At 46.2% G+C, this 23,405-nt stretch carries 20 protein-coding genes, 2 pseudogenes and 1 riboswitch; of the genes and pseudogenes, 15 read left to right on the top strand and 7 right to left on the bottom strand.

Going from position 1 to position 23,405, the window contains the following annotated elements; genetic code table 11:
• Positions 1-186: 186 nt before the first annotated feature.
• Together QUA90_RS05525 and QUA90_RS05520 are read right to left on the bottom strand one after the other, a co-directional pair.
• Positions 187-2,538, bottom strand: a complete 2,352-nt coding sequence (locus QUA90_RS05525; RefSeq protein ID WP_333444257.1) for a PhoX family phosphatase — start codon at positions 2,536-2,538, stop codon at positions 187-189.
• A gap of 278 nt (positions 2,539-2,816) precedes the next feature.
• Positions 2,817-3,284 (bottom strand): hypothetical protein, encoded by a 468-nt coding sequence (locus QUA90_RS05520; RefSeq protein WP_333444255.1) that lies wholly within the window; start codon positions 3,282-3,284, stop codon positions 2,817-2,819.
• Between the two features lie 432 nt (positions 3,285-3,716).
• Here QUA90_RS05520 and folK point away from each other — a divergent pair, with 432 nt between their 5' ends.
• From folK to QUA90_RS05490, 6 genes and pseudogenes are all read left to right on the top strand, one after another.
• Positions 3,717-4,205: a 2-amino-4-hydroxy-6-hydroxymethyldihydropteridine diphosphokinase gene (gene folK / locus QUA90_RS05515; RefSeq protein WP_333444253.1), complete on the top strand. Its 489-nt coding sequence runs from the start codon at positions 3,717-3,719 to the stop codon at positions 4,203-4,205.
• A gap of 184 nt (positions 4,206-4,389) precedes the next feature.
• Positions 4,390-4,938 carry an NUDIX hydrolase gene (locus QUA90_RS05510; RefSeq protein ID WP_333136399.1) on the top strand — a complete coding sequence of 183 codons (549 nt, stop codon included), beginning with the start codon at positions 4,390-4,392 and terminating at the stop codon, positions 4,936-4,938.
• A gap of 149 nt (positions 4,939-5,087) precedes the next feature.
• Positions 5,088-6,539: an FAD-binding domain-containing protein gene (locus QUA90_RS05505; RefSeq protein ID WP_333444304.1), complete on the top strand. Its 1,452-nt coding sequence runs from the start codon at positions 5,088-5,090 to the stop codon at positions 6,537-6,539.
• A gap of 114 nt (positions 6,540-6,653) precedes the next feature.
• Positions 6,654-7,013, top strand: coding sequence for a Uma2 family endonuclease (locus QUA90_RS05500; RefSeq protein WP_333444251.1), 360 nt, complete (start codon positions 6,654-6,656; stop codon positions 7,011-7,013).
• Between the two features lie 73 nt (positions 7,014-7,086).
• Positions 7,087-7,936 (top strand): annotated as a pseudogene (locus tag QUA90_RS05495) (IS630 family transposase).
• Positions 7,926-8,255 carry a Uma2 family endonuclease gene (locus QUA90_RS05490; RefSeq protein WP_333444249.1) on the top strand — a complete coding sequence of 110 codons (330 nt, stop codon included), beginning with the start codon at positions 7,926-7,928 and terminating at the stop codon, positions 8,253-8,255. Before QUA90_RS05495 ends, QUA90_RS05490 begins: the two are co-directional and overlap by 11 nt.
• A 103-nt stretch (positions 8,256-8,358) precedes the next feature.
• Here QUA90_RS05490 and QUA90_RS05485 read toward each other — a convergent pair whose 3' ends face one another.
• Positions 8,359-8,808, bottom strand: a complete 450-nt coding sequence (locus QUA90_RS05485; protein WP_333085546.1) for a hypothetical protein — start codon at positions 8,806-8,808, stop codon at positions 8,359-8,361.
• 97 nt (positions 8,809-8,905) lie between these two features.
• Between QUA90_RS05485 and QUA90_RS05480 the strand changes: the two genes are divergently transcribed.
• Together QUA90_RS05480 and QUA90_RS05475 are read left to right on the top strand one after the other, a co-directional pair.
• Positions 8,906-9,232 carry a hypothetical protein gene (locus QUA90_RS05480; RefSeq protein WP_333390886.1) on the top strand — a complete coding sequence of 109 codons (327 nt, stop codon included), beginning with the start codon at positions 8,906-8,908 and terminating at the stop codon, positions 9,230-9,232.
• 15 nt (positions 9,233-9,247) lie between these two features.
• The gene (locus QUA90_RS05475; RefSeq protein ID WP_333390887.1) at positions 9,248-11,380 is read left to right on the top strand and encodes a pentapeptide repeat-containing protein; all 2,133 of its coding nucleotides are present in this window, start codon (positions 9,248-9,250) and stop codon (positions 11,378-11,380) included.
• Positions 11,381-11,546: 166 nt separating this feature from the next.
• Here QUA90_RS05475 and QUA90_RS05470 read toward each other — a convergent pair whose 3' ends face one another.
• Complete coding sequence (locus QUA90_RS05470; protein ID WP_333390890.1) at positions 11,547-13,121, bottom strand: FAD-dependent oxidoreductase; 1,575 nt, start codon at positions 13,119-13,121, stop codon at positions 11,547-11,549.
• 248 nt (positions 13,122-13,369) lie between these two features.
• A complete protein-coding gene (locus QUA90_RS05465) occupies positions 13,370-14,068 on the bottom strand; it encodes a Uma2 family endonuclease (RefSeq protein WP_333444247.1) in 699 nt (232 codons plus the stop codon).
• 179 nt (positions 14,069-14,247) lie between these two features.
• A riboswitch (cobalamin riboswitch) is annotated at positions 14,248-14,394 on the top strand.
• 61 nt (positions 14,395-14,455) lie between these two features.
• Here QUA90_RS05465 and QUA90_RS05460 point away from each other — a divergent pair.
• The 5 genes and pseudogenes from QUA90_RS05460 to QUA90_RS05440 all read left to right on the top strand — a co-directional run.
• Positions 14,456-15,172, top strand: coding sequence for an energy-coupling factor ABC transporter permease (locus tag QUA90_RS05460; protein ID WP_333308964.1), 717 nt, complete (start codon positions 14,456-14,458; stop codon positions 15,170-15,172).
• Between the two features lie 6 nt (positions 15,173-15,178).
• On the top strand, positions 15,179-15,511 hold the full coding sequence (locus tag QUA90_RS05455) for an energy-coupling factor ABC transporter substrate-binding protein (protein WP_333444245.1): 333 nt from the start codon (positions 15,179-15,181) through the stop codon (positions 15,509-15,511).
• Positions 15,508-16,308 carry a cobalt ECF transporter T component CbiQ gene (gene cbiQ / locus QUA90_RS05450; RefSeq protein ID WP_333444243.1) on the top strand — a complete coding sequence of 267 codons (801 nt, stop codon included), beginning with the start codon at positions 15,508-15,510 and terminating at the stop codon, positions 16,306-16,308. Before QUA90_RS05455 ends, cbiQ begins: the two co-directional genes overlap by 4 nt.
• A 303-nt stretch (positions 16,309-16,611) precedes the next feature.
• Complete coding sequence (tnpC, locus tag QUA90_RS05445) at positions 16,612-18,111, top strand: IS66 family transposase (RefSeq protein WP_333444241.1); 1,500 nt, start codon at positions 16,612-16,614, stop codon at positions 18,109-18,111.
• Between the two features lie 200 nt (positions 18,112-18,311).
• A pseudogene (locus QUA90_RS05440) lies at positions 18,312-18,437 on the top strand (ABC transporter ATP-binding protein); the annotation flags it as partial.
• Positions 18,438-18,553: 116 nt separating this feature from the next.
• On the opposite strand, the gene QUA90_RS05435 reads toward QUA90_RS05440, so the two are convergent.
• Both QUA90_RS05435 and QUA90_RS05430 read right to left on the bottom strand, forming a co-directional pair.
• On the bottom strand, positions 18,554-19,570 hold the full coding sequence (locus QUA90_RS05435; protein WP_333444239.1) for a glycoside hydrolase family 104 protein: 1,017 nt from the start codon (positions 19,568-19,570) through the stop codon (positions 18,554-18,556).
• Between the two features lie 404 nt (positions 19,571-19,974).
• Positions 19,975-20,883: a YihY/virulence factor BrkB family protein gene (locus QUA90_RS05430; RefSeq protein ID WP_333328893.1), complete on the bottom strand. Its 909-nt coding sequence runs from the start codon at positions 20,881-20,883 to the stop codon at positions 19,975-19,977.
• A 111-nt stretch (positions 20,884-20,994) separates the two neighbouring features.
• Here QUA90_RS05430 and QUA90_RS05425 point away from each other — a divergent pair, with 111 nt between their 5' ends.
• On the top strand, positions 20,995-22,080 hold the full coding sequence (locus QUA90_RS05425) for a hypothetical protein (RefSeq protein WP_333328896.1): 1,086 nt from the start codon (positions 20,995-20,997) through the stop codon (positions 22,078-22,080).
• A 365-nt stretch (positions 22,081-22,445) separates the two neighbouring features.
• On the top strand, positions 22,446-23,339 hold the full coding sequence (locus QUA90_RS05420) for a CNNM domain-containing protein (RefSeq protein WP_333444237.1): 894 nt from the start codon (positions 22,446-22,448) through the stop codon (positions 23,337-23,339).
• Positions 23,340-23,405 lie beyond the last annotated feature (66 nt).

The raw sequence follows: 23,405 nt of genomic DNA, 5'->3' as shown, positions 1-23,405 counted from the left end.
AAACTAATATTTAAGCACACTAAGTACGCAACCCCCAAGAGTACCCGTCCCCATCACTCGGGGCAACCGCAGCAACATCTCAATAAGCTTTTATGAACAGGCTTTCCGGCCTGTTCCACAAAGAGTGAATTTTCTTGTGGAACAGGCCGGAAAGCCTGTTCTTGAGAATGGTGCAAAATGTAAAATTTAAACAAACTGGCCCGTTGGAGTCGATCGCACCCGACGAATTCCAATCACCGACGGCATCGGCGATCTGCGCGAATCATTCGAGATATTACTCGGCCACAAACTCCCGCGAGAAACACTACGAGTTTGATTGAAAACAGCACCGTTCAAATCCAACATTTCAATTTGCCGACTCAGTACAGTACCATCATCGATCGGGCAATCTTCCCCCGGATGCTGCACCGCAAGCAATAGCGTATCTCCCACAAAAGTCGGCCCCGTCATTTCGCACCGATTCGGCCCGTAAGCAAACGGAATTACTGTTCCTGCATTCGGCCCAGAAGTCGGGATATAAAACAGCCAATTGTTGCCGAAAACTCCAGTAAAATCTGACACATTTCCAGTCTTTTTATGGTCGATCGTCGTTGGCTTTCCAGCCGCACCCACATCAAAACCGTTATGCGTACTCGTAGACATATCAGTGACACCCCAAATATTGCCTTGAGGGTCAAAAGCCAAATTGTCTACACTAGCAAATCCCGCGCCAGAGACTGAACCCGCTTCTCCACCTTGGGCCAAACGCTGCCAGCGGAAAGTCAAACCTGCACCGTCTGGACTGTCTTCAATTATTTTGTAAAGTCCTCCCGACTGCTGAGTGCTGTTGACTGCGCTACCGTATTTAGCAACAGTAAAAATGCGAGAATCTGGATAGCCGTCGCTTCCCGGTGCGGCATCAGTATAAGCAATAAAAACTTCCTTAGTAGTAGGATTAACTTCCAAATCTTCCGGCCGCGCCGTCGGGGTGCCACCAATCAAATTAGCAGCTAAGAAAGCATCAACTAAAACCGCGCCTTGGCTGCTGTAAAAATTAGCAAGAGTTTTATTGCTATAGCCAGGAAGTGCTGTTGCTTCATTGGTTGTATCTACTACAAAAGAACCGCCGTCTTCGGTTTGACCAGCAATTCCGGCGCGTTTGGGCAAGCGAGTATTTGCATCTCTTTGAGCTTTGCCAAAAGTTGCTAATTCTGCCTCGCCCACTTTAGAAGGACGCACCGGATTTGTCGGGGTATTTAATGTCAGTGGCAGCCATCTTCCAGTACCGTTGCGGTTATATTGGGCAACGTACAAAATGCCGTCTTCAAACAATCGGCTGTTGGTTTTATCTGCGGGATTGGTGACAGTACCGTTGCTGACAAATTTCCAGGTGTGTCCGCCGCGCCGATCGTCCCCCATGTACCCTATTAACTTGCGGCCTGCTTCAGCGCGAATCGCGACGTTTTCGTGGCGGAAACGGCCCAACCATGTGTGCTTCCGGGGGCGGAAACTTGGATCTTGGGGATCGACTTCTACCATCCAGCCGTATTTTTCGCCGACTAAGCCGAATTCCTCACCGATAGTGCCCTTGGCGTAGCTGGTTTGGCTACCGTTGGGTTTGATGTTTTCCTGAACCCCGACGAAGAATAGTTCGCTACCTTGGAAGTTTTCTTCAGCGGAGAGGATTGTGCCCCACGGGGTTGTGGCGCCGGAACAGTTGTAGGCTGTACCGATAATGCGGTTTCCGAGTCCGTCGCTGTTGACTTGCGCGAAGACTTGGGTAGCCGCAGGGCCCGTGCCCGTGAGGTACTCGTTATCCCCTTGTCTGGTTCCCCAGGAGGTGACATCTTTGTATTTGTCGGTACGCTGGCTGTTGATTCCCAGGCCCGAAAGTCCGTGAATACGGCGGTTGAGAGAGTCGCCGGCGATCGCCTGAAATCTACCGTTAGACTGTTTGGTGATGCGAACGATCGAACCACCAAGATTGTACAGAAATTCGCCGAGCGTAGCCTGATTCTTTACCGATAAGTCTATACCGAGGACGGCGCGATCGGTGGTGGGAAATGGTGCCAGATCAGACGGCGCTTCCGGCGTCACTTTCGACATCGGAAAGCCTACATACTCGTGGTTAACCCAAAGATAACCGTCGTCACTGCTGCCGCGAAGGCCTACGAAGCCGGTGTAGTCGTTGTTGTAGCCGAAATAGTCTGCTGGATTGGGAAAAACTCGATCGCCCCAGCGGAGAATCACATACCGTTCGTATTCCGGCGGTACAACCACATCGTCAACAATGCTGTAACTCGTTAATTTAGTATCCTGTGAGGCAGCCATCACGGTTCCCTGTCCGTTTAAGCCCGTCGGCATAAAGCTGGACAATTCTTGATAAACCGGCAGCGGGTGGGGAAGTCTTAACGGAGTGAAAGAGAGTGGCCCTACCACAGCTTCGGTCGAGGTGGAATTGATGCCAAACAGTGTTTGAGTTACTTGAGGGGCAAGCACAGTGGTAGCTGCGCTGCTGCCGAAGAAAATTAGCAGTTGTCGGCGAGTTATTTTAGACATAAATTCCTGTTCAGCCCAACTTCCCTAATCAGATGATTCCGTATGAAACTCTATCACTATTAAATTAAGGGGAGTTAACCTGAAGGTTAATTAAAATTGGGAGGTATTTAGGTTAACAAAAAGTTAAATATTCTAATGGGCAAGTGGTAATTGGGAATAGAGAGAGATTCAGGAAAAAATATCTATCCGTGTATCCGTGATTTCCGTGTCGTGCTGTGGGTTATTTGTTGTTTGCTACCAATGCCCGATGCCCGATGCCCAATGCCCGATGCCCGATTTCAATCATCTCGAAAACCCGGATCATTTTCTCGGGATGTCGATCGACTAGGCGCAGGTGCATTCATCACTTGCGAAAACCCAGAATTTGCGGACGAAATATTGCCGTCTCTGAATCCCAGCAGCAATTGAGCATCCGCAAAGTATCTAGTCCACTGTTCGATTCTCGCATCTTTTTGCCAGTCGTGGCGGGATACTCTCGATCGCAAAACTGGAACTCTTTGTCGGCTGCGATCGGCTGTAATGATGATTGTAACTTCTGTTAATGCCGGATTTTCTTGAAACTCGCGGGCGATCGACTCTTTCGCTAAATCTTCCGCCTGCTGCACTAAACTCGCAAAAGATTGACTGCCGTCCGAATCTAAGGTAAGGTAGCGCTCTTTGGTTTCAGCCAAAGCTATCGATATACTTGCTGTTAAACTGATAATTGCTAGAATGACGGCCGACAATAAGCGTAGGTACAAATTCATTATGTTTGAAACTAAATACTAACACTTGTCAATGATAGTTAATAAAATTTAACAGACTGTTAAGCTTAAATTAAAATAATATTTTGTGTCACCATATTTCCGCTTAACAGACAAGATGCCTGTTCCACAACAAGTGCCTTTTCTTGCGGAGTGGGCATCCTGCCCGCCCAGAAAATGGTTATTGATAATGGTGCAATATCTCAGTTTTACTCGAAATACTTGTCAGTAGCAAAGGATGTCGATAAACCAGCCCCCGCGTTCTCTTCATTATTCCTTTAACATCAGAAGGAACCCTCGATAATTAATCCGTGTATCCGTGTCAAAATCCGTGTCATGCCATCCCTCTTCCCTCTTCCGACTTCCCTCTTCCTGACATCCGTTACATCCGTTACATCCGTTACATAATCCGTTGCCGAACCTTCTTCCTTCTTTATGAAACTAACAAAATGTGCGATCGCCCTTGGTAGCAACTTAGGCGACTGCCTCGCCACACTCAAAAGCGCGATCGTAACCCTCAACAACACCCCAGGAATAGCAGTAAAATCTCATTCAAGCTGGTATCAAACCGCCCCCGTTGGGCCGCCGCAACCCGATTACATCAACGCCTGCGCCATCCTAGAAGTTGCATTAGAACCCGAACAATTGCTAGCAAAATTATTAGAAATTGAAATAAAATTTAATCGAATTCGCCGAGAAAAATGGGGGCCAAGAACCCTAGACCTAGATTTGCTGCTGTACGACAATTTAGTCCTAGAAACTCCGACACTGACTCTACCTCATCCCCGGATGACCGAAAGAGCTTTTGTATTAGTACCTTTAGCAGAAATTGCCCCGGATTGGGTGCATCCAGTGACGAAAAGTGCGATCGTCCAACTCCTGCAAACCGCAGACTGTTCCGGAGTGCAAGAATTGCAACTGTAAAAAGTGAGTACAATTCACGGGGATCGTACCAGTTTCCCAAAAAAATGCAACCGTAGGTAAGCTCGAAACAGTGATAGTTATCAGTCATTCCCAACCTAAAATCTCAAATCTAAAATCTAAAATCCTATGAGATCGCCTATGATGTCTTAAATCGGTGCCATCAAACATTATTCGCTTGTCGCTTATGTCGATCGGTCAAGAACTACCCCAACTCCTCAAACAACGCCTATTTTACCAAGGGCGCAAATTCAACTTTGACGTAGCCACCCTCCGTCTTCCCAACGGTTCCGAAGGCGAATGGGAATGTATTCGCCACCCAGGCGGAGCACTTGCAGTTCCCGTCACACCCGAAGGTAAACTCGTCTTGGTACGCCAATATCGCTTTGCCACAAAAGGGCGAATTTTAGAATTTCCCGCCGGGACAGTCGAAATCAATGAAAGCCCCGCCGAAACTATCAAACGCGAAATCGAAGAAGAAACCGGATATCGCGCTGGAAAATGGCAGAACTTAGGGCAATTTTTTCTCGCCCCCGGTTATTCTGACGAAATCATTTATGCTTTCTTAGCCCAAGATTTGGAAAAACTGGAAAAGCCGCCCGCACAAGACGATGATGAAGACATTGAAACAGTTTTATTCACCCCTGAAGAATTAGAAAAAGCTATTTTAGCTGGGGAACCAATTGACGCAAAATCAATTTCTAGCTTTTTCTTAGCCCGTCCATTTTTGACATAAATAGGACTGACAGACAAACCCGGTTTCTTATAAAAATCCTGCGTCAAACCGATAAAAGTTAACTTAGAAACCGGGTTGTTGAACCCGCTTGTGTCCAGGACTGTAAAATCTAAAATCTAAAATCTAAAATCTAAAATCGAATGTCCGATATATCCAATCTAATTTTATTTTGGCACCGCCGCGACTTGCGTATTTCTGACAACATCGGACTGGCAGCAGCGCGCCAGCAAAGCCCGAAAGTTGTCGGAATTTTTTGTCTCGATCGCAATATCCTAAATCGCGATGACGTAGCGCCAGCTAGAGTCACCTACATGATCGGCTGCTTGCAAAAACTCTCCTCGCGTTACAGGGAAGCAGGCAGCCAATTGCTGATCATTCAAGATGACCCGATCCTAGGAATACCGAGATTAGCAACAGCTATAAATGCTCAAGCAGTATTTTGGAACTGGGATGTAGAACCCTACGCAAAACAGCGCGATCTCTCCGTATCCAACGCCCTCCAACAAGCAGGAATTCAAGTTCAAAATTTCTGGGATCAAGTCCTGCACGCCCCAGATGAAATTCGCAGCGGTACAAAGACTCCATACACAGTTTATACACCATTTTGGAAAAAATGGAACAGTAAACCCAAAGCTCAACCAGTAGAGACACTGCCGATAACTTATCTGGAATTAATGACCGGATTAACGGCCGAAGAACAAGAAATCGCTAACCAAGCAGGTGCAATTGAAACAGTGCCAACTGCCTCTAGTTTAGGATTTCTTTGGGAAAATCCCTTAGTAATAGAACCCGGAGAAGATGCAGCGCAACAAAAATTAGAAGAATTTTGCGATCGGGCAATTTACGAATATCAAGAACAGCGCAATTTCCCCGCAACTAACGGCACATCTCAACTCAGCGCCGCCCTCAAATTTGGTGCAATAGGCATCCGCACTGTTTGGCAAGCTACCCAGATAGTAATGGAAACTTGCCGCAGCGAAGAAGCGTGCACAAGTATCCGCACTTGGCAACAGGAAATAGCGTGGCGGGAATTTTACCAACACGCCATGTATAACTTCCCAGAATTAGCAGACGGCCCCTACCGTCAAGCATTCAAAGACTTTCCGTGGGAGAACGATGAAAAGCTCTTTCAAGCTTGGTGTAAAGGCAAAACAGGCTATCCTATTATCGATGCAGCAATGCGGCAGTTAAATCAGACAGGTTGGATGCACAATCGCTGCCGCATGATAGTCGCCAGTTTCCTCACCAAAGATTTAATTATTAACTGGCAGTGGGGTGAAAAATACTTCATGCAAAAATTGATAGATGGCGACCTTTCTGCTAACAACGGCGGCTGGCAGTGGAGCGCATCGAGCGGCATGGACCCGAAACCTTTGCGAATATTTAATCCCGCGAGTCAAGCTCAAAAATTCGACCCGGAAGGGGAATATATTCGGCACTGGGTTCCAGAATTGCGTCGCGTTGATACTAAAGTTTTGCTAACAGGAAATATTTCGCCTTTAGAACGCCGACTTCTTCATTATCCCTCTCCGATCGTAGATCACAACGAGCAGCAGCGCAAGTTTAAGGAACTGTACACCCAGCAAAAAAACGCAGATTAGACAGCTCGATTTTTGGCTACATTTACCAGTAAATTAAGTTGAGGTGGCGCTGTACACCCCTCAACTTAAAAGATTGTATCAGTTATAATAAACTTAAATAAATCGGAGATTCAAATGGTAACGCTGCAATTAAGGCAAATCAGTGTACCCCCAGGACATAGAGTGCTGTTCAATGATGTCAACTGGCAGGAATTTGAAGCAATTTTAGAAGAGTTGGGAGAACACCGTGGGTCGAGAATAGCTTACAGTCAAGGAACTTTGGAGATTAGAATGCCACTACCAGAACATGAATTCAATAAGGAAATCATTGGCGATATGGTGAAAATATTACTCGAAGAACTTGAAATTGATCGAGAATGTTTTGGTTCGACGACTTTTAAGCGAAAAAGTATGTTACAAGGAATTGAACCTGACAACTGCTTTTACATTCAGAATTACGCTCTAATGATTGGCAAAAAGCGGATAGACTTATAGTCATTTCAAATAAATGTGAGACAAATGCAAGATGATGTAAAATCAAGAAAAATTGTTAACTCGGAGCCGAAAAATGGCATACAGTCTAGATTTGAGAAAAAGAGTAGTGGATTATGTGGAAAATGGAGGGGGTATAACCAAAGCCGCCGCCCTGTTTAAAGTAGGAAGAGCAACAATATACAGATGGCTAAGGAGAGAAGACCTCCGAGCAACTTGCGGTTGAACACCGTGAGCGAAAGATAGACTGGGAAGCACTTAGAAAAGATGTAGAAGAAAATCCCGAAGCAAGATTAATAGAAAGAGCAAGGAAATTCGGGGTGAGAGCGAGTGCCATATGCTATGCTTTAAAAAAAATGAAAATTACGAGAAAAAAAAAGAATTTCGTTATAAAGAAAGGAATAGGGAAGAAAGAATAAAATACTACCAAACACGCTCGAAAATTAATTAAGCTTCATGGCAGTAAAAGCCTTGTGTTTATTGATGAATCAGGATTTGAAAAGTTTCATGCTTGTGTTTATGCGTGGTCAAAAAAAGGAAAAAAAGTATATGGGGATAGACAAGGAAAACGGGGAAAAAGAGAAAACTTAGTAGCAGGAAGAAGAAAAGGAAACAAGGACTTGATTGCACCTATGGTCTTTACTGTCCGCTTAAATGCAGAAAGTTGTGAAGGGTGGTTAGCTTTATATTTATTGCCATCTTTAACAATACCATCAATATTAATCATGGATAATGCACCGATTCATCGTAAGACAGCAATTAGACTCCTGGTGGAGGAAGCAGGCCATCAGATACTTTTTTTACCAAAATACTCTCCTGACTTAAATGATATTGAGCATGATTTTAGTGCATTAAAGAGAGCTAGAATGTATTCGCATTCTGCCACATCTCTTGATGAGATTATTCGCGCTTATTGTGCAACTTAATGTCTCATTTTTATTTGAAACAACTATAACTGTCGATCCGCCGCCTGACTTAGTAATTGAAGTCGATCTAACTTCCAAAACTCAACTCGATGCTTACGAAGCTCTGGGGGTACCTGAAATATGGCGCTATGAAAATAAGAAGCTTCTGATTAATGTACTTCAAGAAGGGAAATATGTTGAATCGGAAATTAGTCAGATTTTTCCCAATCTGCCAATTATTGAAGCTATTTCTCAATATTGCGAACAAAGCCAAACAGTGGGTACGAGTCAAACTCTCAGATTGTTTCGCAAGTGGGTTAAAGACCACATACAAAAGTGATATGAAATCCCTAGTTAACGCACTTGCTGTCAGAAATCCGGCTTATTTACGATCGCCAAAAAGCCAAGTTTATGACAGCAAGCCTCTTAATTCCGTTGTATTTTTAATTTCGCTTTTGGGAAATAGAGAGAGAGTAAGGGTGTTGACCTTGAGCTCGATCGCCCACAAAAATAACATAAGTCCCCTTGTCCCCATAACCGGAAAATTCTACATTCCCCGCAGCAGCATTCGCCGGCAGGACGCAGAAACGCCCCCTCGGCCCCTGAATCATCAAACTCGGAGCTCCAGCGGTTTGTACTGCAATCCGCCAGTAAGGCAAATCCTGCGTTACTTCAATGACGTGGTTCGGCCCTTGAGAGACAAAACCGCAGTCGCCACTATTGTTCGGGCCGCCGGAAACTCCAGAAACTCCCAGCGGTTCGGGAAATCCGGGAGCAATTTGTAGCGGTTGGCTCCGAACAGCACCCGCATCCGCTAAAATCATTGCCAAGGCTAGGGTCACGATCGAGCTAAACCACAGTTTGCCGCGATCGCCCAGATAATGGATCTTCATGTTTCCTCACACAATGGCATTTGGTTCTAGTTCTTTGACGGTAGGGGATAATGGCGGTTCCAAACCCATTAATCTAAAATAACTTCGGAATTTTTTTATGAATCCTCAAAATAATTTCAATTGGCAGCAAGCGTTCGGAGAACTAAAAGCTAAAGTAGAACGATCGCCACTCATCACACAAAATCCAGACAGCTATCAAGCCGTCGGAACCTTCTACAATCAATTACTGGACAAGTTTCAAAGACTCCCCAAACCGGGGCAGGTGGCAGCCTTTGCCGTCGGAGCGATAATTGTCCTGACAGTCTTCAATAGCGTCGTACAGCTAATTTCAGCGCTGATGACTCTTGCCGTTCTCGGAGTGCTAATCTACATAGCGTATAAATTGGCAATTTCCCCCCAGTCCTCAAATACTAACGACAAATAATAGGAATTTCTAAATATGGCTAACCCCACCGCGCCCAGCGGCATCAATCAACCCGATCCGTCTTGGCAAACACAATCCAAGCAAATGCCACTGCTGGTTCGCAGGTGCGGCGCTTGGGCAGTGGAAATTTCGTTAATAGCGGCCAGCGCCCTCGTTCCCTTCAGTATCGGGGCATTGGTCAACAAGGAAACTGAAACCGTGCCGCTCAATTCCTCTGTAGCAGCAGCATCCGAAACCGTCGCCCGTACCTTGGGCATACCCGTGCGCGATCGCAGCCCTAGAGTCGCACCCCTAACTAATCTATTCTGGTCAGGGGCGCTGCTGGCACCGGCAGTTTTAGCGGGGTGGCAACTGTTTTTGCTCGCCAGAACCGGTCAAACTATCCCCAAACGCTGGTTCGGGGTCAAAGTTGTCACAGCGTCGGGTACTCCTCCGGGTTTTGGGCCAGTGCTAATTCGCGAAAGTTTGGGGCGCTGGGGAGTGCCTCTGGGCGTCGCTTACGGCATTTGGCGCTTGAGCGGTGCGTTTCCTGATTTGCTGATTTTAGGGGGGTTGAGCGGCTTGGCAGTGCTCGCAGACGGCGCTTTTGCATTGCGCTACAAACGCCAATCCGGACACGATCGCCTCGCGAATACTTTGGTCGTCAACGCTCGATCGCATCAACTGTCTGACACTCCTGTCAAGAGTCCAGATTGGACTGAGGAAGACGCGCAGATTGCGGCTTTGGTTGTGACTCCACAAAGCGGCCTGAAAGCAAATGCCAGTTTGTGGAATTGGATGCGCCAACACCCAGGCACAACTTTAGTGATAGTTACCGTCGGCAGCGCGGGATTGATTTTAACTTTGTTTGTCGGCACTCTCATCTACACTCAAAGTCAAGCAAATATGCGGGATTCCCGGCAGCGGAACGACGAATTATTTGTAGCTTTAGTCAGCAAATTGTCTCCCACATCGGCTAGCGGGGCATCGGGCAGACGATCGGCTATTTTGGCTTTGGGGGCCGTGGAAGACTCCCGCGCCGTACCGCTGCTAGCGGATTTGCTCGCTCAAGAAGACAACCGCGCCATGTTGGACGCGATCCAGCAAGCTTTAGTCAGTAGCGGGCCGAAAGCTTTGCCTGACTTGCAGCGGTTGAATCAGGCCCTCAGCAACGACCTCGATTCCCTGCGCTTTGGTGGCAAGGCCCCGGAACGCGAGTTAGCGGCCGCCCGCCTGCGAACAGTACAAAGGGCGATCGGCAAAATTCTCACAGTGTATAGCAGCCAGCTCAACGGCGCGGATCTCAGCCGCACGGATTTAGCTCAAAGTCCTGCCGGCCCGTCTCAGTTTACTTTAGTTTTAAACAAAGTTGACTTGTCGGGAATTAAGTTGAGAAATGCCAATTTAACCAATGCCAGCTTGCAGGGATCTCGCTTTTACGGCACCGGCGAAGACAGGCGTCCGGGTACATTTGACGATTGGATTTCTGACTTGAGCGGCGCTAATTTGGAAGGAGTAAATTTGGTCGGGGCGTCTTTGAACAGTGCTGTAATGAACCGCACTACTTTTGTGCGTGCTGTCATGAACAAAGCTAATTTGTCAAACGGCAATTTGAATTCAGCTAATTTCAGCAGTGCTATTTTAATTGGAGCAAATTTACAGGAAGCACTGTTAAAAAATGCAAGTTTTACCGGGGCAGATATAGGAAGCGCGAATTTGTCGCGAGCGGATTTGTCAGGCGCGCGTTTGGCCAAAGTGAAGGCTCAAGGCGCTCAGTTGTCCTTGACAAATTTGTCTAAATCGGAATGGCAAGGTGCTGATTTGTCCGGTGCTGATTTGAGCGGCGCCAACTTACAAAAGGCCGATTTGACTTCGACTAAACTCGCCAACGTGAATTTAAAAGATGCTCAGTTGCAAGATGCGAATTTTCGGAATGCGGAGGTGAGTTCGGTTGATTTTAGGGGCGCGAATTTAGCTAGAGCCGATTTTAAAGGCGCTGTGTTTCTGGGGAAGGCAGCTTCGGATCAATTTATTCAAAATCCGACTGGTAGTAAATCCGGTCGATTCCTAGGAGTTGATTTTGCGGAGGCTAAAAATTTAGATAAAAGTCAAATTGCTTACATTTGTTTGCAGGGGGGGATTCATCCGAAGTGCCCGCAGAAAAAGTAAGGATTGGTTGTTAACGAGTAGGCTAATACAGTTGAGCATTTAAATTGTATATTCAGGGCGGGTGGGACACCCCAAAAAAGTTTGATTATTTTTTGACATACAATTTAAATGCCACAACAGCTTAGTCAACAGTCAACAATCATGAGGACTGCAACCGGAATTTATATTACGCAATAGCATCGGAACTGGCAAGAGTCTCGAATTGCGCCAATAGCATTGCCTCACCATTATTTGGAGTTCCAAAAATTTTAGGTAACTGACCTGTTTCAGCGAGAACTTGTCTCACTTCTCGGTTAGATACATCGGCTAGATTTTTGTTATTTAGAATGGCATTAACCGCAGCGATACCCACACCTTGACCAACTGCGGCGTTGAATTCCACAATTCTGCCGACAGAACAGGCAAATCCTTCAAATCCAGAACACGGACTGACCACTGCCAGGTTAGGAACGTTTTTAATTAATGCGTGGCGGATGCCAACATTAAAGATAGGGTGTTTAAAACTCAGACTTTTAAACCATCCTAGATGAGTTGCTTTATCGCGAATACCCGGGATGCCCCCCCGTACATCAAAATGATAGCTAAATGTTGCCAGGGCTTCATTAGCAGGTACGCCACCTAACAGCATTTGTGCGCCAGTTAAAGGTTCTACAACTCCCGTCACATTGCCAGCGTGTCTGATATAAAGTTCTGAGGAATAAGTAATAGAAGTAGCCCCCAAACTCCTCAGCCAAGTTGTAATAAATAACATCTCTTTTTGCATATTAGCCGTGGGTTTGCTCCCGCTTCTAGCTAAGGCTTCTGCTTCGCTGGCGGTGACTGCAAATAACAGCGCATTCCACGAAAGTCTATCATTTGGAAGTATGGCTATATTTCCCTCATCTAGAATTATGCCGGTTTCAGGAAAAGATAGTTTTCTTCCTCTAAAGGAGTGGTAAGCTACAGATAGAGCTGGCGAGCGAACATCGATGTAATCGTTACCCGCCCACAGAGTTTTGAGATTGCCTTTAGTGTCGGTCATTTCCCGCCGGAGTTGTTCTGCTAGTTGGGCATCCTTGTCGGCAGCGTACAGCAAAAATTTTTGACTCTCTGCATCGGCCCGGTTGGTAAAGCGTTTTAGATAAATGTAATCGAATTCTTTCAGTGCTCTTGCACTGAGTCCTTGGGTTTCAAAAACGAGGGTGACTGGAAGTTCTGAATTAGGCAGACCAAATGTTTCAAATCCCTTCAGCTTTCTCACACCGGCAGCTTGAGCTAATTCGGCATTGACAGTGGCATCAATAAATTGCTTGCCGGCATAAACTAAACCTTGAGAGGTGGTTATACTGGCAATTTTTTGGCCTTCTTTAGTCACTGATTTAATTTCTACTTTGCTGAGGAGATCTGCCCCAGCTTGTACCAGCATTTCTTTCAGCGCTGCACTGGCTTTGCGGGGGTCAAGTGCAATTGCCTTAACGCCGGATTTTTGTAAAAATTCTTTATAGATTGTCGCCGGTGAACCAAAGGTATCTAACTTTAAAGATTGTTGAAGTTCTTCACTAATCTGACTTCTATCTAAATAAGCAAGGCCACCTCGTACCAAATGCCCGCCAATTCCTTCTTGCAAGCTTGCTTTCGACATCAGTAGAATTCGCGGATAACGCTTTGTGCGGCGAAGATATTCTCTGGAGGCTGAGATAACAGCTAGAACTCCTGGAACTTCATCACCAAAACAGATGATATCGTAAGAACGCAGATTCATGACCATTATTTAACAACCTCTCCTAATTTTCATGTTTTCGAGCTGGATCTCAATGTTTGCCGTCCAACTCTCTGTTTTTCCCAAATCTAGCTCGATCTTTCCTGATTTTTGCGATAAATATTCACACATTTCTGGACGCAGCAACCGGGTTTTTTCCAGAAAATCCTCTGTTGAGGACGATCGATATCGGTTGCAAAACCCGGTTTCTGAGCGTCTAGAGTCGGTCAGTCTGGTACTCTTGATTGCCATCAGCCCAGATTATCAGGATCTATCCCCAACTCCCGCAATCGCTGAGCTAGTCGATCGGCGCGCTGGGCTTCCTGTTGGGCGCGCTGCGTGGATTCTTTCACCTGTTCTTCAGGAGTCAGATAACGTTTTCCATCGGCATCATACCAATACAACCACTCCCTTGTCACCCCAGAATAACTTCCCCTTTCACAACCAATCCCCAAACCAATTTCTGGCATCCAAACTGGATTTCCTGGCTGTAATTCATACTTTCCATTGACTAACTTGTGTACTTCTAAACGGGGTTTACGACGGCGGCGGGAAGAATAAATGACGTAATAAAGTACGCCTAAAGCTTGATATTCCTCCAACTTTGTGCTGTATTCCTTGCGATAAGTTGGAGAAACTACTTCTAGCACAAAAGTAGGCAGAACATTTTCATCCCACAGCACGTAACTGGGACGCAATTCTTCGTCGTAAAATCTTTCTACTCCTAAACTTAAGAAAGCATCTGGGACAATGGGCGGTTCGTCAGGGTGATGATAAATACCCATATCTATGCCAAAAAACCAGTCCATGCGTTCTGCCCAAAGTATGAGCAATATTGCTTTTAACAACCCTGGTATTAGTTCTTGTAGTTCGTTATCCACAGGCGTTTCATCTGAGTCTGGTAGTTCATCGGCGGAGGGCCAGTGCCTGGGGAATTTGTAATCTAACATGGCGGCTTTCCTCAAAACTCACTAAGATTATACCGTTGATTTGTTTAGCAATAGTATTTATGGAACGAACCGCGAAGACGCGAAGGAAGAGAAGAGAAGAGAAGATGATAGGTAATCTCGACTGAGTTAATCTGAATGAATTTTTGTAAAAGATTTGCTGAGACTTACGCGATCGACTAAACTATGTCTAACCAGTCGGTTCTAATGGGGAGCAGCCGTTAGAGGAAACGGGGAAAGTTCGGTGCAAGTCCGGCGCTGTCCCGCAACTGTAATGAAAGTCTTGTCGCTTTCTGAGTCAGGATGCCCGCCGATGTGTTAGTTTACATAGTCTCATCTGCGAGGTTCAGTGTGAAGGCCAGAAATCGGAAATTAGTCAGCTTAGGATTGATGGCTGGCTTGAGTTGTTATATTGTCCTGGGTTCGGCAACGCCCGCCGCAGCTATGCACATTTCGGAAGGTTTTTTGCCGGTGCAGTGGGCTGCGTTTTGGTGGATGGTGGCGTTGCCTTTTTTTGCAGTAGGTTTGCGATCGATTACTCGTATTACAAAAGAACACCCCGAACTTAAACTATTGTTGGCTTTGGCGGGTGCGTTTACTTTTGTGCTTTCTGCTTTAAAAATTCCCTCGGTAACGGGCAGTTGTTCTCACCCGACGGGTACGGGTTTGGGTGCAATTTTGTTCGGCCCTTCGGTGATGGCGGTACTGGGGGCTTTAGTTCTGCTTTTTCAAACGTTACTGTTAGCGCATGGTGGCTTGACAACGCTGGGAGCGAATATGTTTTCGATGGCGATTGTCGGCCCTTTCGCTGCGTATTTTATCTATCAATTGCTGTTGCGAACTGGCAGCCAGCGGGCGGCAATTTTTTGTGCTGCGGCTTTGGCAGATTTGCTGACTTATGTGACGACTTCGATTCAATTAGCATTAGCTTTCCCGGCAGCTAGTGGCGGTTTTATGGCTTCGTTTCTCAAGTTTGCTGGCATCTTTGCTATCACTCAAGTACCCCTGGCTATCAGTGAGGGATTGCTGACTCTATTGGTTTGGAATTGGCTGCATTCTTACGGGAAGCCGGAGTTAGAAACTTTGAAATTATTGAGACAGGAGTGAGGCGCCGTGAATCAAAAACCTACAAAAAATCACCAATCTACTTCGCGGCAAAATTGGCTGTTGGCGGGCGCTGTAATTGTTCTGGCAGTGTTTCCTCTCGTTTTTGTGCGGGGTGAATATGGCGGTGCCGATGACCAAGCTAAGAAAGCAATTACTGAAATTCAACCGGGTTATAAACCTTGGTTCAATCACTTGTTTGAGCCGGCTAGCGGAGAAATTTCAAGTTTATTGTTTGCGTCTCAAGCGGCGATCGGGGCTGGCGTAGTTGGGTACGTCATTGGGTTGTATAAAGGCCGATCGCAATCTCGGCAGCAGTCTGATAATAAATCGTCGGAATGAACCATCAGATTGATAGTCTCGCTTATACAAATCGCTTGCGGGGGTTGCCGCCATCTCACAAGTTATCATTTGCGATCGCCCTTTTAATTCTGTCTCTAGTTTCTGGGGCGATAGTCCAATTGTCGATCGGCCTTTGGTTGGCTGTCTGGATCGTCGTCTATGCGGGTATTCCGGGGAAACTGTATTTGCGGTTGCTGTCGCTACCGTTGATGTTTTTGCTGACAAGTTTGCCTGCTTTGGCGCTGGGTGCGGTTGAGTTAAGTCAAATCCCCGCAATTCAGTGGGATATTTGGCAAGGTTGGGGGATTAGCATCGGCACTTTTTATCTGTATGTGAGTCGCACGGGAATATACCAAGTGAGCTTGTTATTGGCCCGCGCCTTCGCATCGACAAGCTGTATGTATTTCATTCTCTTGACGGTTCCATTTACCGAAATCTTGCAGATTCTCAGACAATTACGCTGTCCAGAGTTGGTCACAGAACTGCTATTACTAATGTATCGGTTTATTTTTAGCTTATTGGCGATCGCCGATGAACTTTGGATAGCCCAAAACTCGCGTTGTGGCTACCGCACTTGGAAGCGGGGAATGCAGAGTTTAAGCATTTTAATCGGGCAATTGCTTCAGCGAACTTTGGAAAACTACCGTCAAGTTTCGTTGAGTTTAGCGTCGCGCGGCTTTAATGGAAAACTGCGCGTTTGGAATTCTTACCCTTACAAACCTTCGCGAAGATATACATTTGAAGCTTTGTTTGGCTGCACAATTTTAACTTTGTTAAGCGCGGTATTTCAACGCTAAATTTATTAGGAATATTGAGATCACCCCTAGTTAGGACACGGCAGTGCCGTTTCCCTACAATTAATCGGGCGATGGTTACATCTTTCGCGGGGATGAGCAATGATTTTGAGGTAGGGAAACGGCACTGCCGTGTCCTCCGACAATTAATCGGGTGATGATTATATCCGAGGGGAGCGATCGATTATTTTGGGTAACCGTTCAGGGGGTGCGCCTGCGGCGCACCACCCCAAGAGGAGTTGTAAAGAATTTGGGGAGAAAGGCGGGCGTCAAAAATAGGAACCAAAATCTGGTAGTATAAGGTTCATGGCACAAAATTGCCCCAGTATCATAGAGCAGCTCCCTCCGGAAGATTGGGAAAAGACACCCGCCAGCGTCAAAAAAATGGTGGAGTTAATGGCGCTGCGGATTGAAATATTAGAACAACAGGCACAGGGATTACGTGAAGCCCAACAGCAATTAGAAGAAAAAGTTAATCAAACATCAAAAAACTCATCATCACCACCGTCAAGTGACCCACCCGGCTTTGGTCGCAAATCACAGAAAAAAACCGGAAAAAAAAGGGGTGGTCAGCCAGGTCATCAGGGCAACAGCCGGAACTTATACCCACTAGAAAAATGTACTTCCGTAATCGAGCATCATCCCGTCAGATGCTCATGTTGTGGAGAAAGCCTTTGTGGAGAAGATACAAACCCCTATCGCCACCAAATAGTTGATATTCCACCGATTGAACCAATAGTAATCGAACATCGCCTACACCAATTAACCTGCGAGCGATGTGGAACTGCCACTCGCGCCAAACTACCAGACGACGTAAACCCATCTGGATACGGTGTGAGAGTTGTGGCAACAATCGCATTATTGAGTGGATTATACCGTAACAGCCACCGGATGGTACAAAGCGCCGTTGCGGACTTGTTTGGGATCTCAATGTCTTTGGGAACAATCAACAAACTCAGGCAGGAAGCCAGCAATGCCGTAGCCGATTGTGTGGCACAAGCGAAACTTTACATCCAGCAACACGAAATTGTCGCAGCCGATGAAACCAGCTTCAATCAAGCTAATATTGACGGTGGCAACCCACAACAAAGACAGGCATGGCTATGGGTAGCAGTCACACCCCAGGTGACGTTTTTTGAGATTGCATTGACTCGTTGTACTCAAGCAGCTCAAAATTTGCTGGGTGAGAATTTTGGCGGGATTTTAACCTCAGATAGGTATGGTGCATACAACTGGGTAGACATCGAACGTCGGCAATTATGTTGGGCCCATCTTAAAAGAGAATTTATTAAAATCTCGGAACGTCCTGGAGTATCGGCAGAATTGGGAACTCGATTACTTCAACAACAAGAAAAGCTCTTCAAGTTATGGCAGAGGGTGAGGGATGGCACTCTTAGTCGTAATGATTTTGCCGAATTAATCAAAGAAATTCGTCATCAAATAATCACACTGTTACAACAAACTGCTGACTACTCGATTGGGTCGAAGGAGAAAACCCCTTTGGCTAAAACGGTGCGTACTTGTCGCCAACTACTTTCTGTTGAGAGTGCGATGTGGTTGTTTGCGACCACTCCAGGTTTGGAGCCAACCAATAATGCTGCCGAAAGAGCAATTCGTCCGGCTGTGATCTGGCGGCGCACCAGTTTTGGTTCGCAGACCCAAGCTGGGAGTATGTTTGTGGCACGAATGCTAACTGTAGTCACCACACTTAAATCGCAACAACGCAATATCTTGGAGTTTATCACTACTGCTGTTGCCAATAACCGTGAAGGTAAATCTGCTCCTTCTTTACTTCCATCCGTCTAAAGAACAGTGAAGATGACGCTTGAATTTTTCATTTAGCTTTATATAGTTACTTGATTGCTGACAACAAGTGATGCTGGAAAATTGATTTAATGCACGAAAGAATTCCTGATTACATTCTTGTTAGCTCACAAACGGCTCTCCAACATATTGATACTTAAACTCCTCTTGGGGTGGTGCGCCACAGGCGCACCCCCTGAACGGTTACGAATTTGATGCAGCAACTAGCCAAAGAACAGGGTTGTACTATTTTGTTAGTAACCCACGATAACCGTATTTTGGATATTGCCGATCGCATCCTTCACATGGAAGATGGAAAATTAGCCTAATTTTTAAATTTCCGAAGAATAGACATCACCCATAACTCCCTCATTTTCAATTTTGGATGTCAAAATTTAATCCCAAATTGCCCAACCCCAATCTAAACTCGTCCTTGAACTTTTGACTAATTGCTAACAACCAATCCTTGCCGGTAAATCCCCAAATTTTGCAGGTACATTGCTTCGAGTTTGGGCATCGATGATTCTACAGAACCGCCATAACGCCGAAAAGAAGGCCAGATGTAAGCGAGTTTTCTGACTGCTGACTCCAATCGACCCGCTTCTATATCTTCTAATGCACCTTTTTCTCGGATTAACTCTATAGCCATCAAATCTTGATTTTCTGGGCTGAAATCGGGGACGCCAAATTTTTTGGCAAATCTGTCCCAAGTGGTGCTGAGAAACTGATATCGCCCCGCTGCGTCGGAACAGAGTTTTTTGCCGTAGCGACGGCCGCACCTCATTTCTCTGGGATGATCTTGAAAGCTGACAAATTTCGTGCCGGTGTACTGGGTGCGGTAGCCGTCGGGGCTAGCGGTTCCTTCGGCGGCGGCAATCGTGTCGAGAAAGGCTTTGACTCGACGTTCGGGGCTGATGCTATCGAGTCTGCTATCCTGTCTGGGATCTGGTGAATTCAGGGTTGCTGTTTTGGGCGATCGATCGCGATCGATGTTATCCTCTCGTTTGTCTGGTGAATCGAGCGCCGCCACTTCCGGTAGGCGTTTCGGGGCGGGCGAGCTTCCTGCCGAGACCGATTGTGCCCACAGCAGCCTCGGCGTCATTCGACCTAAGAAAAAGCACAAACAGATTAAGAAACCCCAAGAGAGTTGAAAACGAAGGAGTTTGGAGTGATTCCGGCGCAGAACCGGCCACCGGTGAAGGGGGAGTGTTGCGGGCAAAATTTTCGTTTGCTGGCCGAAGGCGAACAGCGATTTCAGCGCTAGCAAGGTTTGCTGGTAGAAACGCGGTGGAAGTTTCCGAGCTCTCATCGCTCCGGCGAAAGTCTCCACATCTGTCAGAGTAACTTGTGCCAGCGGTTTTGCGACAAACACTCGAAAATGGTTGGCCGCCTGCCAGCTAAAGCGCCGGTTGCGGGGGGATTTGCGGTTTACCCACAGGCGAATTAGCTCCATGTCTGACATAGGGAGCAGGTGGCTTCCCAGATGTTTTGATGCGTACAAAAGTACCTCCTGATATCAGTTCAGGTTGAAATATCCCAGTTTGTGGACTTGAGATTGGTTTCACCGTTGAAATTGGGGACTGGCAAGGAAACAAATCTCTTTCGGGGCGATCGCAAACTTCAAATTTTTCGGTCATCACCGAAGGGCAGCGATAGGGATCAAGATAAACTGGTTTCAACCATATCCAGTGATACTACTAAGTGTTCGCCCGGTCAAGTTCACGGGCAGATTTGACGATGGGTTGAGTCTAAAATTTAGTGATTCGACAGGCCTCGCCGTCCCAACTGACATAGGTTTCAAGGTACTGGCATCCGGCTGGCTCAAAAGCGAGCGATCGCATTTTTGTCTATCTAATATTAAGAATTCTACCGGTGTTTGGACCCGGAGGATTCCTCAGCTTGAATGCTGAGCAAATTTTTGCGTTTTGCCAGCATCAGGGAACCGTAGCGGTTAGCCCAAACTTGAGTAAACTCAGCACCTAAGAAGAGAATCTGAGCCGAATAATTGATCCAAAGTAAGATAATCACGAACGAGCCAGCAGCACCGTAGGTAGAGGCAATACCGCTACCACCTAGGTAAACTCCAATTAAGGATTTGCCGATCGTAAATAGCACTGAGGTGATGGCGGCGCCGATCCAAACATCATTCCAGGCAAGATTGACATCGGGCAAAAGTTTGTAAATTAAGGCAAAAAGCAGCGTAACTACGCCAAAGGAGAGAGCAAAGTCCACAATCTGCCAAATGCCGACTGGTAAGTGCAGCAAGCCGTTCAACCAATAGCTAACGGCGGCTAAAATGGCACTAATTACTAAAGATACTAGCAGTAGAAAGCCTATGCCTAAAATCATTGCAAAAGACAATACGCGATCTTGCAGAAATCCCCAGATCCCGCGTCCGGGAGGCGGTGAAACATTCCAAATAGTATTGAGGGCTTCTTTGAGATTAGTAAACACATTGGAAGCCCCCCACAAAAGTGTAGCGATACCGACTAAAGTAGCAATCATTCCCGACTTTGGTTCGGAGGCTTTGAGGATTAGTTCTTGGACGGTTTCGGCGCCATCTTTGCCGATTAAGCTTTGGAGTTGGGCGACGATTTGACCTTGGGCTGCGTCTGCACCAAAGACTAAACCGGCGATCGCAATTACGATAATTAGCAGCGGGGCCAGGGAGAAGACTGTGTAATAGGCTAGGGCGGCGGCTAAGGTTGGGGCTTTATCTTCTTGCCATTCAGTAAAAGTTTCTTTGAGCAGCGATATGACTGTTTTTAATTTCACGGCATTTGGTTTCCTTATACTTTGAGTATAAGGAATTATACAAGGTTAAGAGTTTTTTAGCCTCAGCCACAAGATAGATTTATCGATTAGCAAATTCGGAAGATTATTTTTATGTCAGATTCCCACACAACAGTTAACAACACCGAGGTAAAAATGTCCAAAAAAGCAATTTCTTGGGCCAAAATGAGCGCATTAGTAGCGGTGGTCAATTTTTTGCTGGTGCTTTTCCATTTCAGTTACCTTCAGTTGCGTCCTGTTTATCAGAGCTATTTTCCGGGGTTAGTTAAAATTTATGACCCGATTAAAGGCATTGATTCGAGTTTGCAAAATCCCGCATATTTGAAAAGCGCTGACCAGTTTTGGCGAATAGATACGTTTTTTATTTGTTTTTTTGGTGCGGAATTTTTGATTAAAAGTCTGTTCCACACCCGCCGTAAACCGGGGGTAACTTGGTTTAATTTTGTGCTGAGGCGCTGGTACGAAGTGTTTCTGGTGATCCCGATTTGGCAGGGGTGGCGGATTCTGCCGGTATTGGTGCGGCTGCACAAGTCGGGTTTGGTAAATCTCGATCGCGTAGTTGCTCAAGTTACCTACGAACCGGTGGCTTATTTAGCCAATACGATGTCGGAATACATGATGGTGCGGTTTATCAATCAAGCTAAAAGTTCGATCAAACAGGGCGACGCGGCGCAGATGTTGCTGGCGCAGCAGCCGTACCTTCACGTCAATCAAGAAAATACGATCGAACAAATTACCAAGCGGATTTTGGATCTGACAATTTACAAAGTTTTGCCGCAAGTGCAACCGGATTTGGAAGATTTGCTGCACCACAATTTGGAAACAACAATCAAACAGTCGGATTTCTATCAAATCCTGCAAACTTTCTCTCCGATTAACATTTTGCCGACGGAGATGACGGAACAGTTAGCGAATTATTTGGCTCAAACTGCTGTTGATGTGGTAGCTACTACTTATGAAGACGATAAAGGTAGAAAAATTCTCGATAATTTCAGCCAAGAATTTAATCAAAGTTTGCGGCGGGAATTGCAAGATGAGAAAACTCTCGCGGAATTGCAGTCGCTGCTGTCGGATTTGTTAGAAGAAGTGAAGTTGAATTACATTCAAGGCGGGTTGAAGTCCGATCCGGTGCAGACTTTTACGGAAATTAACTCGCTCCGGGGAGTAAGGGAGAGTTGATACAGCAATGAGTTGCCGTGTTGTGAATTAGATTCTTTTTTTAACTCACATCTTGCACCATTGTCAAGAACAGGCAAGATGCCTGTTCCACAAAAAAATCATCTCTTGTGGAACAGGCATCTTGCCTGTTCCTAAACAAGTAATTGAGAATCGTGCAATATCTCAGTTAAAACGAACCACGAAGACGCCAAGGGCGCGAAGGAAGAGAGGAAAAAGAGTTCACAAGTTCTACGGGTAAGGTGTGCCTCGGCGCACCTACGAATAAGGGTAGTGGGGATATCCGAAATGTCGGGGAATAAAGCTATCTGAATCCAAGCTAAAATAAAAGAATTAAGCTAAAACCTCTATCATATTAGATATCTATCTTGAACAACCTTACTTGCCTGGAAATAGAAGTCGCTCAAACAATGCTGAGATTAGCAATGTTGGTGGGCTTAACACTTTTAATTGCCTTTTTTGTGGCGTCAGAACTAGCATTAGTATCAGCCGATCGCCATCAAATCCGCCAACTTGCCCACTTGGACGATCGCCCAACCGCTAAAACCGCCGAACTCGTCCACCAAGCTCAGAACAACATACCGCATTACCTGTCTGTGACTCAAACTGGCACAACAGCAGGGAGTTTGCTGTTGGGTTGGTTGGGTGAGGGAGCGACTGTACACTGGATCGAACCGTGGATCGACAAATTGCCGATCGGTCATTTGCCGGCCGTGCTGACTGCTCATTCGATCGCAGTTCCCGCAGCTTTTATCTTAGTAACTTACGTAGAAATAGTCTTAGGAGAACTCATCCCCAAAGTATTAGCAACCCACGCCCCAGAACGCACTGCTTTGCTGCTGATGCCAGCCCTCGAACTCTGCTCAAAATTACTGTGGCCGCTGCTAGCAATTCTCAACAGTACCGTGCGGCTGCTGACTGGTTGGATTACCAGTAAAGAGTCTCAACCGCTGCTGTCACCTTCCCAGGCCACTCTCGTCCAAAAAGATGCTCATTCGGCACTAATTTCTGGCCTATGGGAAGTGACAGCAGTGAACGAAAAACTCGGATTAAACCTGCCAACTAACCAAGCTTACCAAACAATCGCCGGATTCGTGATCCACAATTTAGGTAAAATGCCCAATCAAGGCGATCGGCTATTGTGGGGTGAGTTGGAAATAGAAGCAGAAAATGTAGTAGAAGGCAGTTTAGAAACAGTGCTGCTGCGTCAGGTAACTCGCCCCTTGTTTGAGACTCAGCAGCCAGAACTTGTGTTAAATTGAATTACTACGGCTAGGGACAATGATTTCTCCAATCTTTCTCTTCCCTTCTATTCTCTTCCTTCGTGT

The organism is Microcoleus sp. D3_18_C4 (assembly GCF_036702355.1).
Lineage (GTDB): Bacteria > Cyanobacteriota > Cyanobacteriia > Cyanobacteriales > Microcoleaceae > Microcoleus.
The sequence above is the reverse complement of the archived record's forward strand: the minus strand, read 5'-3'. Positions and strand labels throughout refer to the sequence as shown.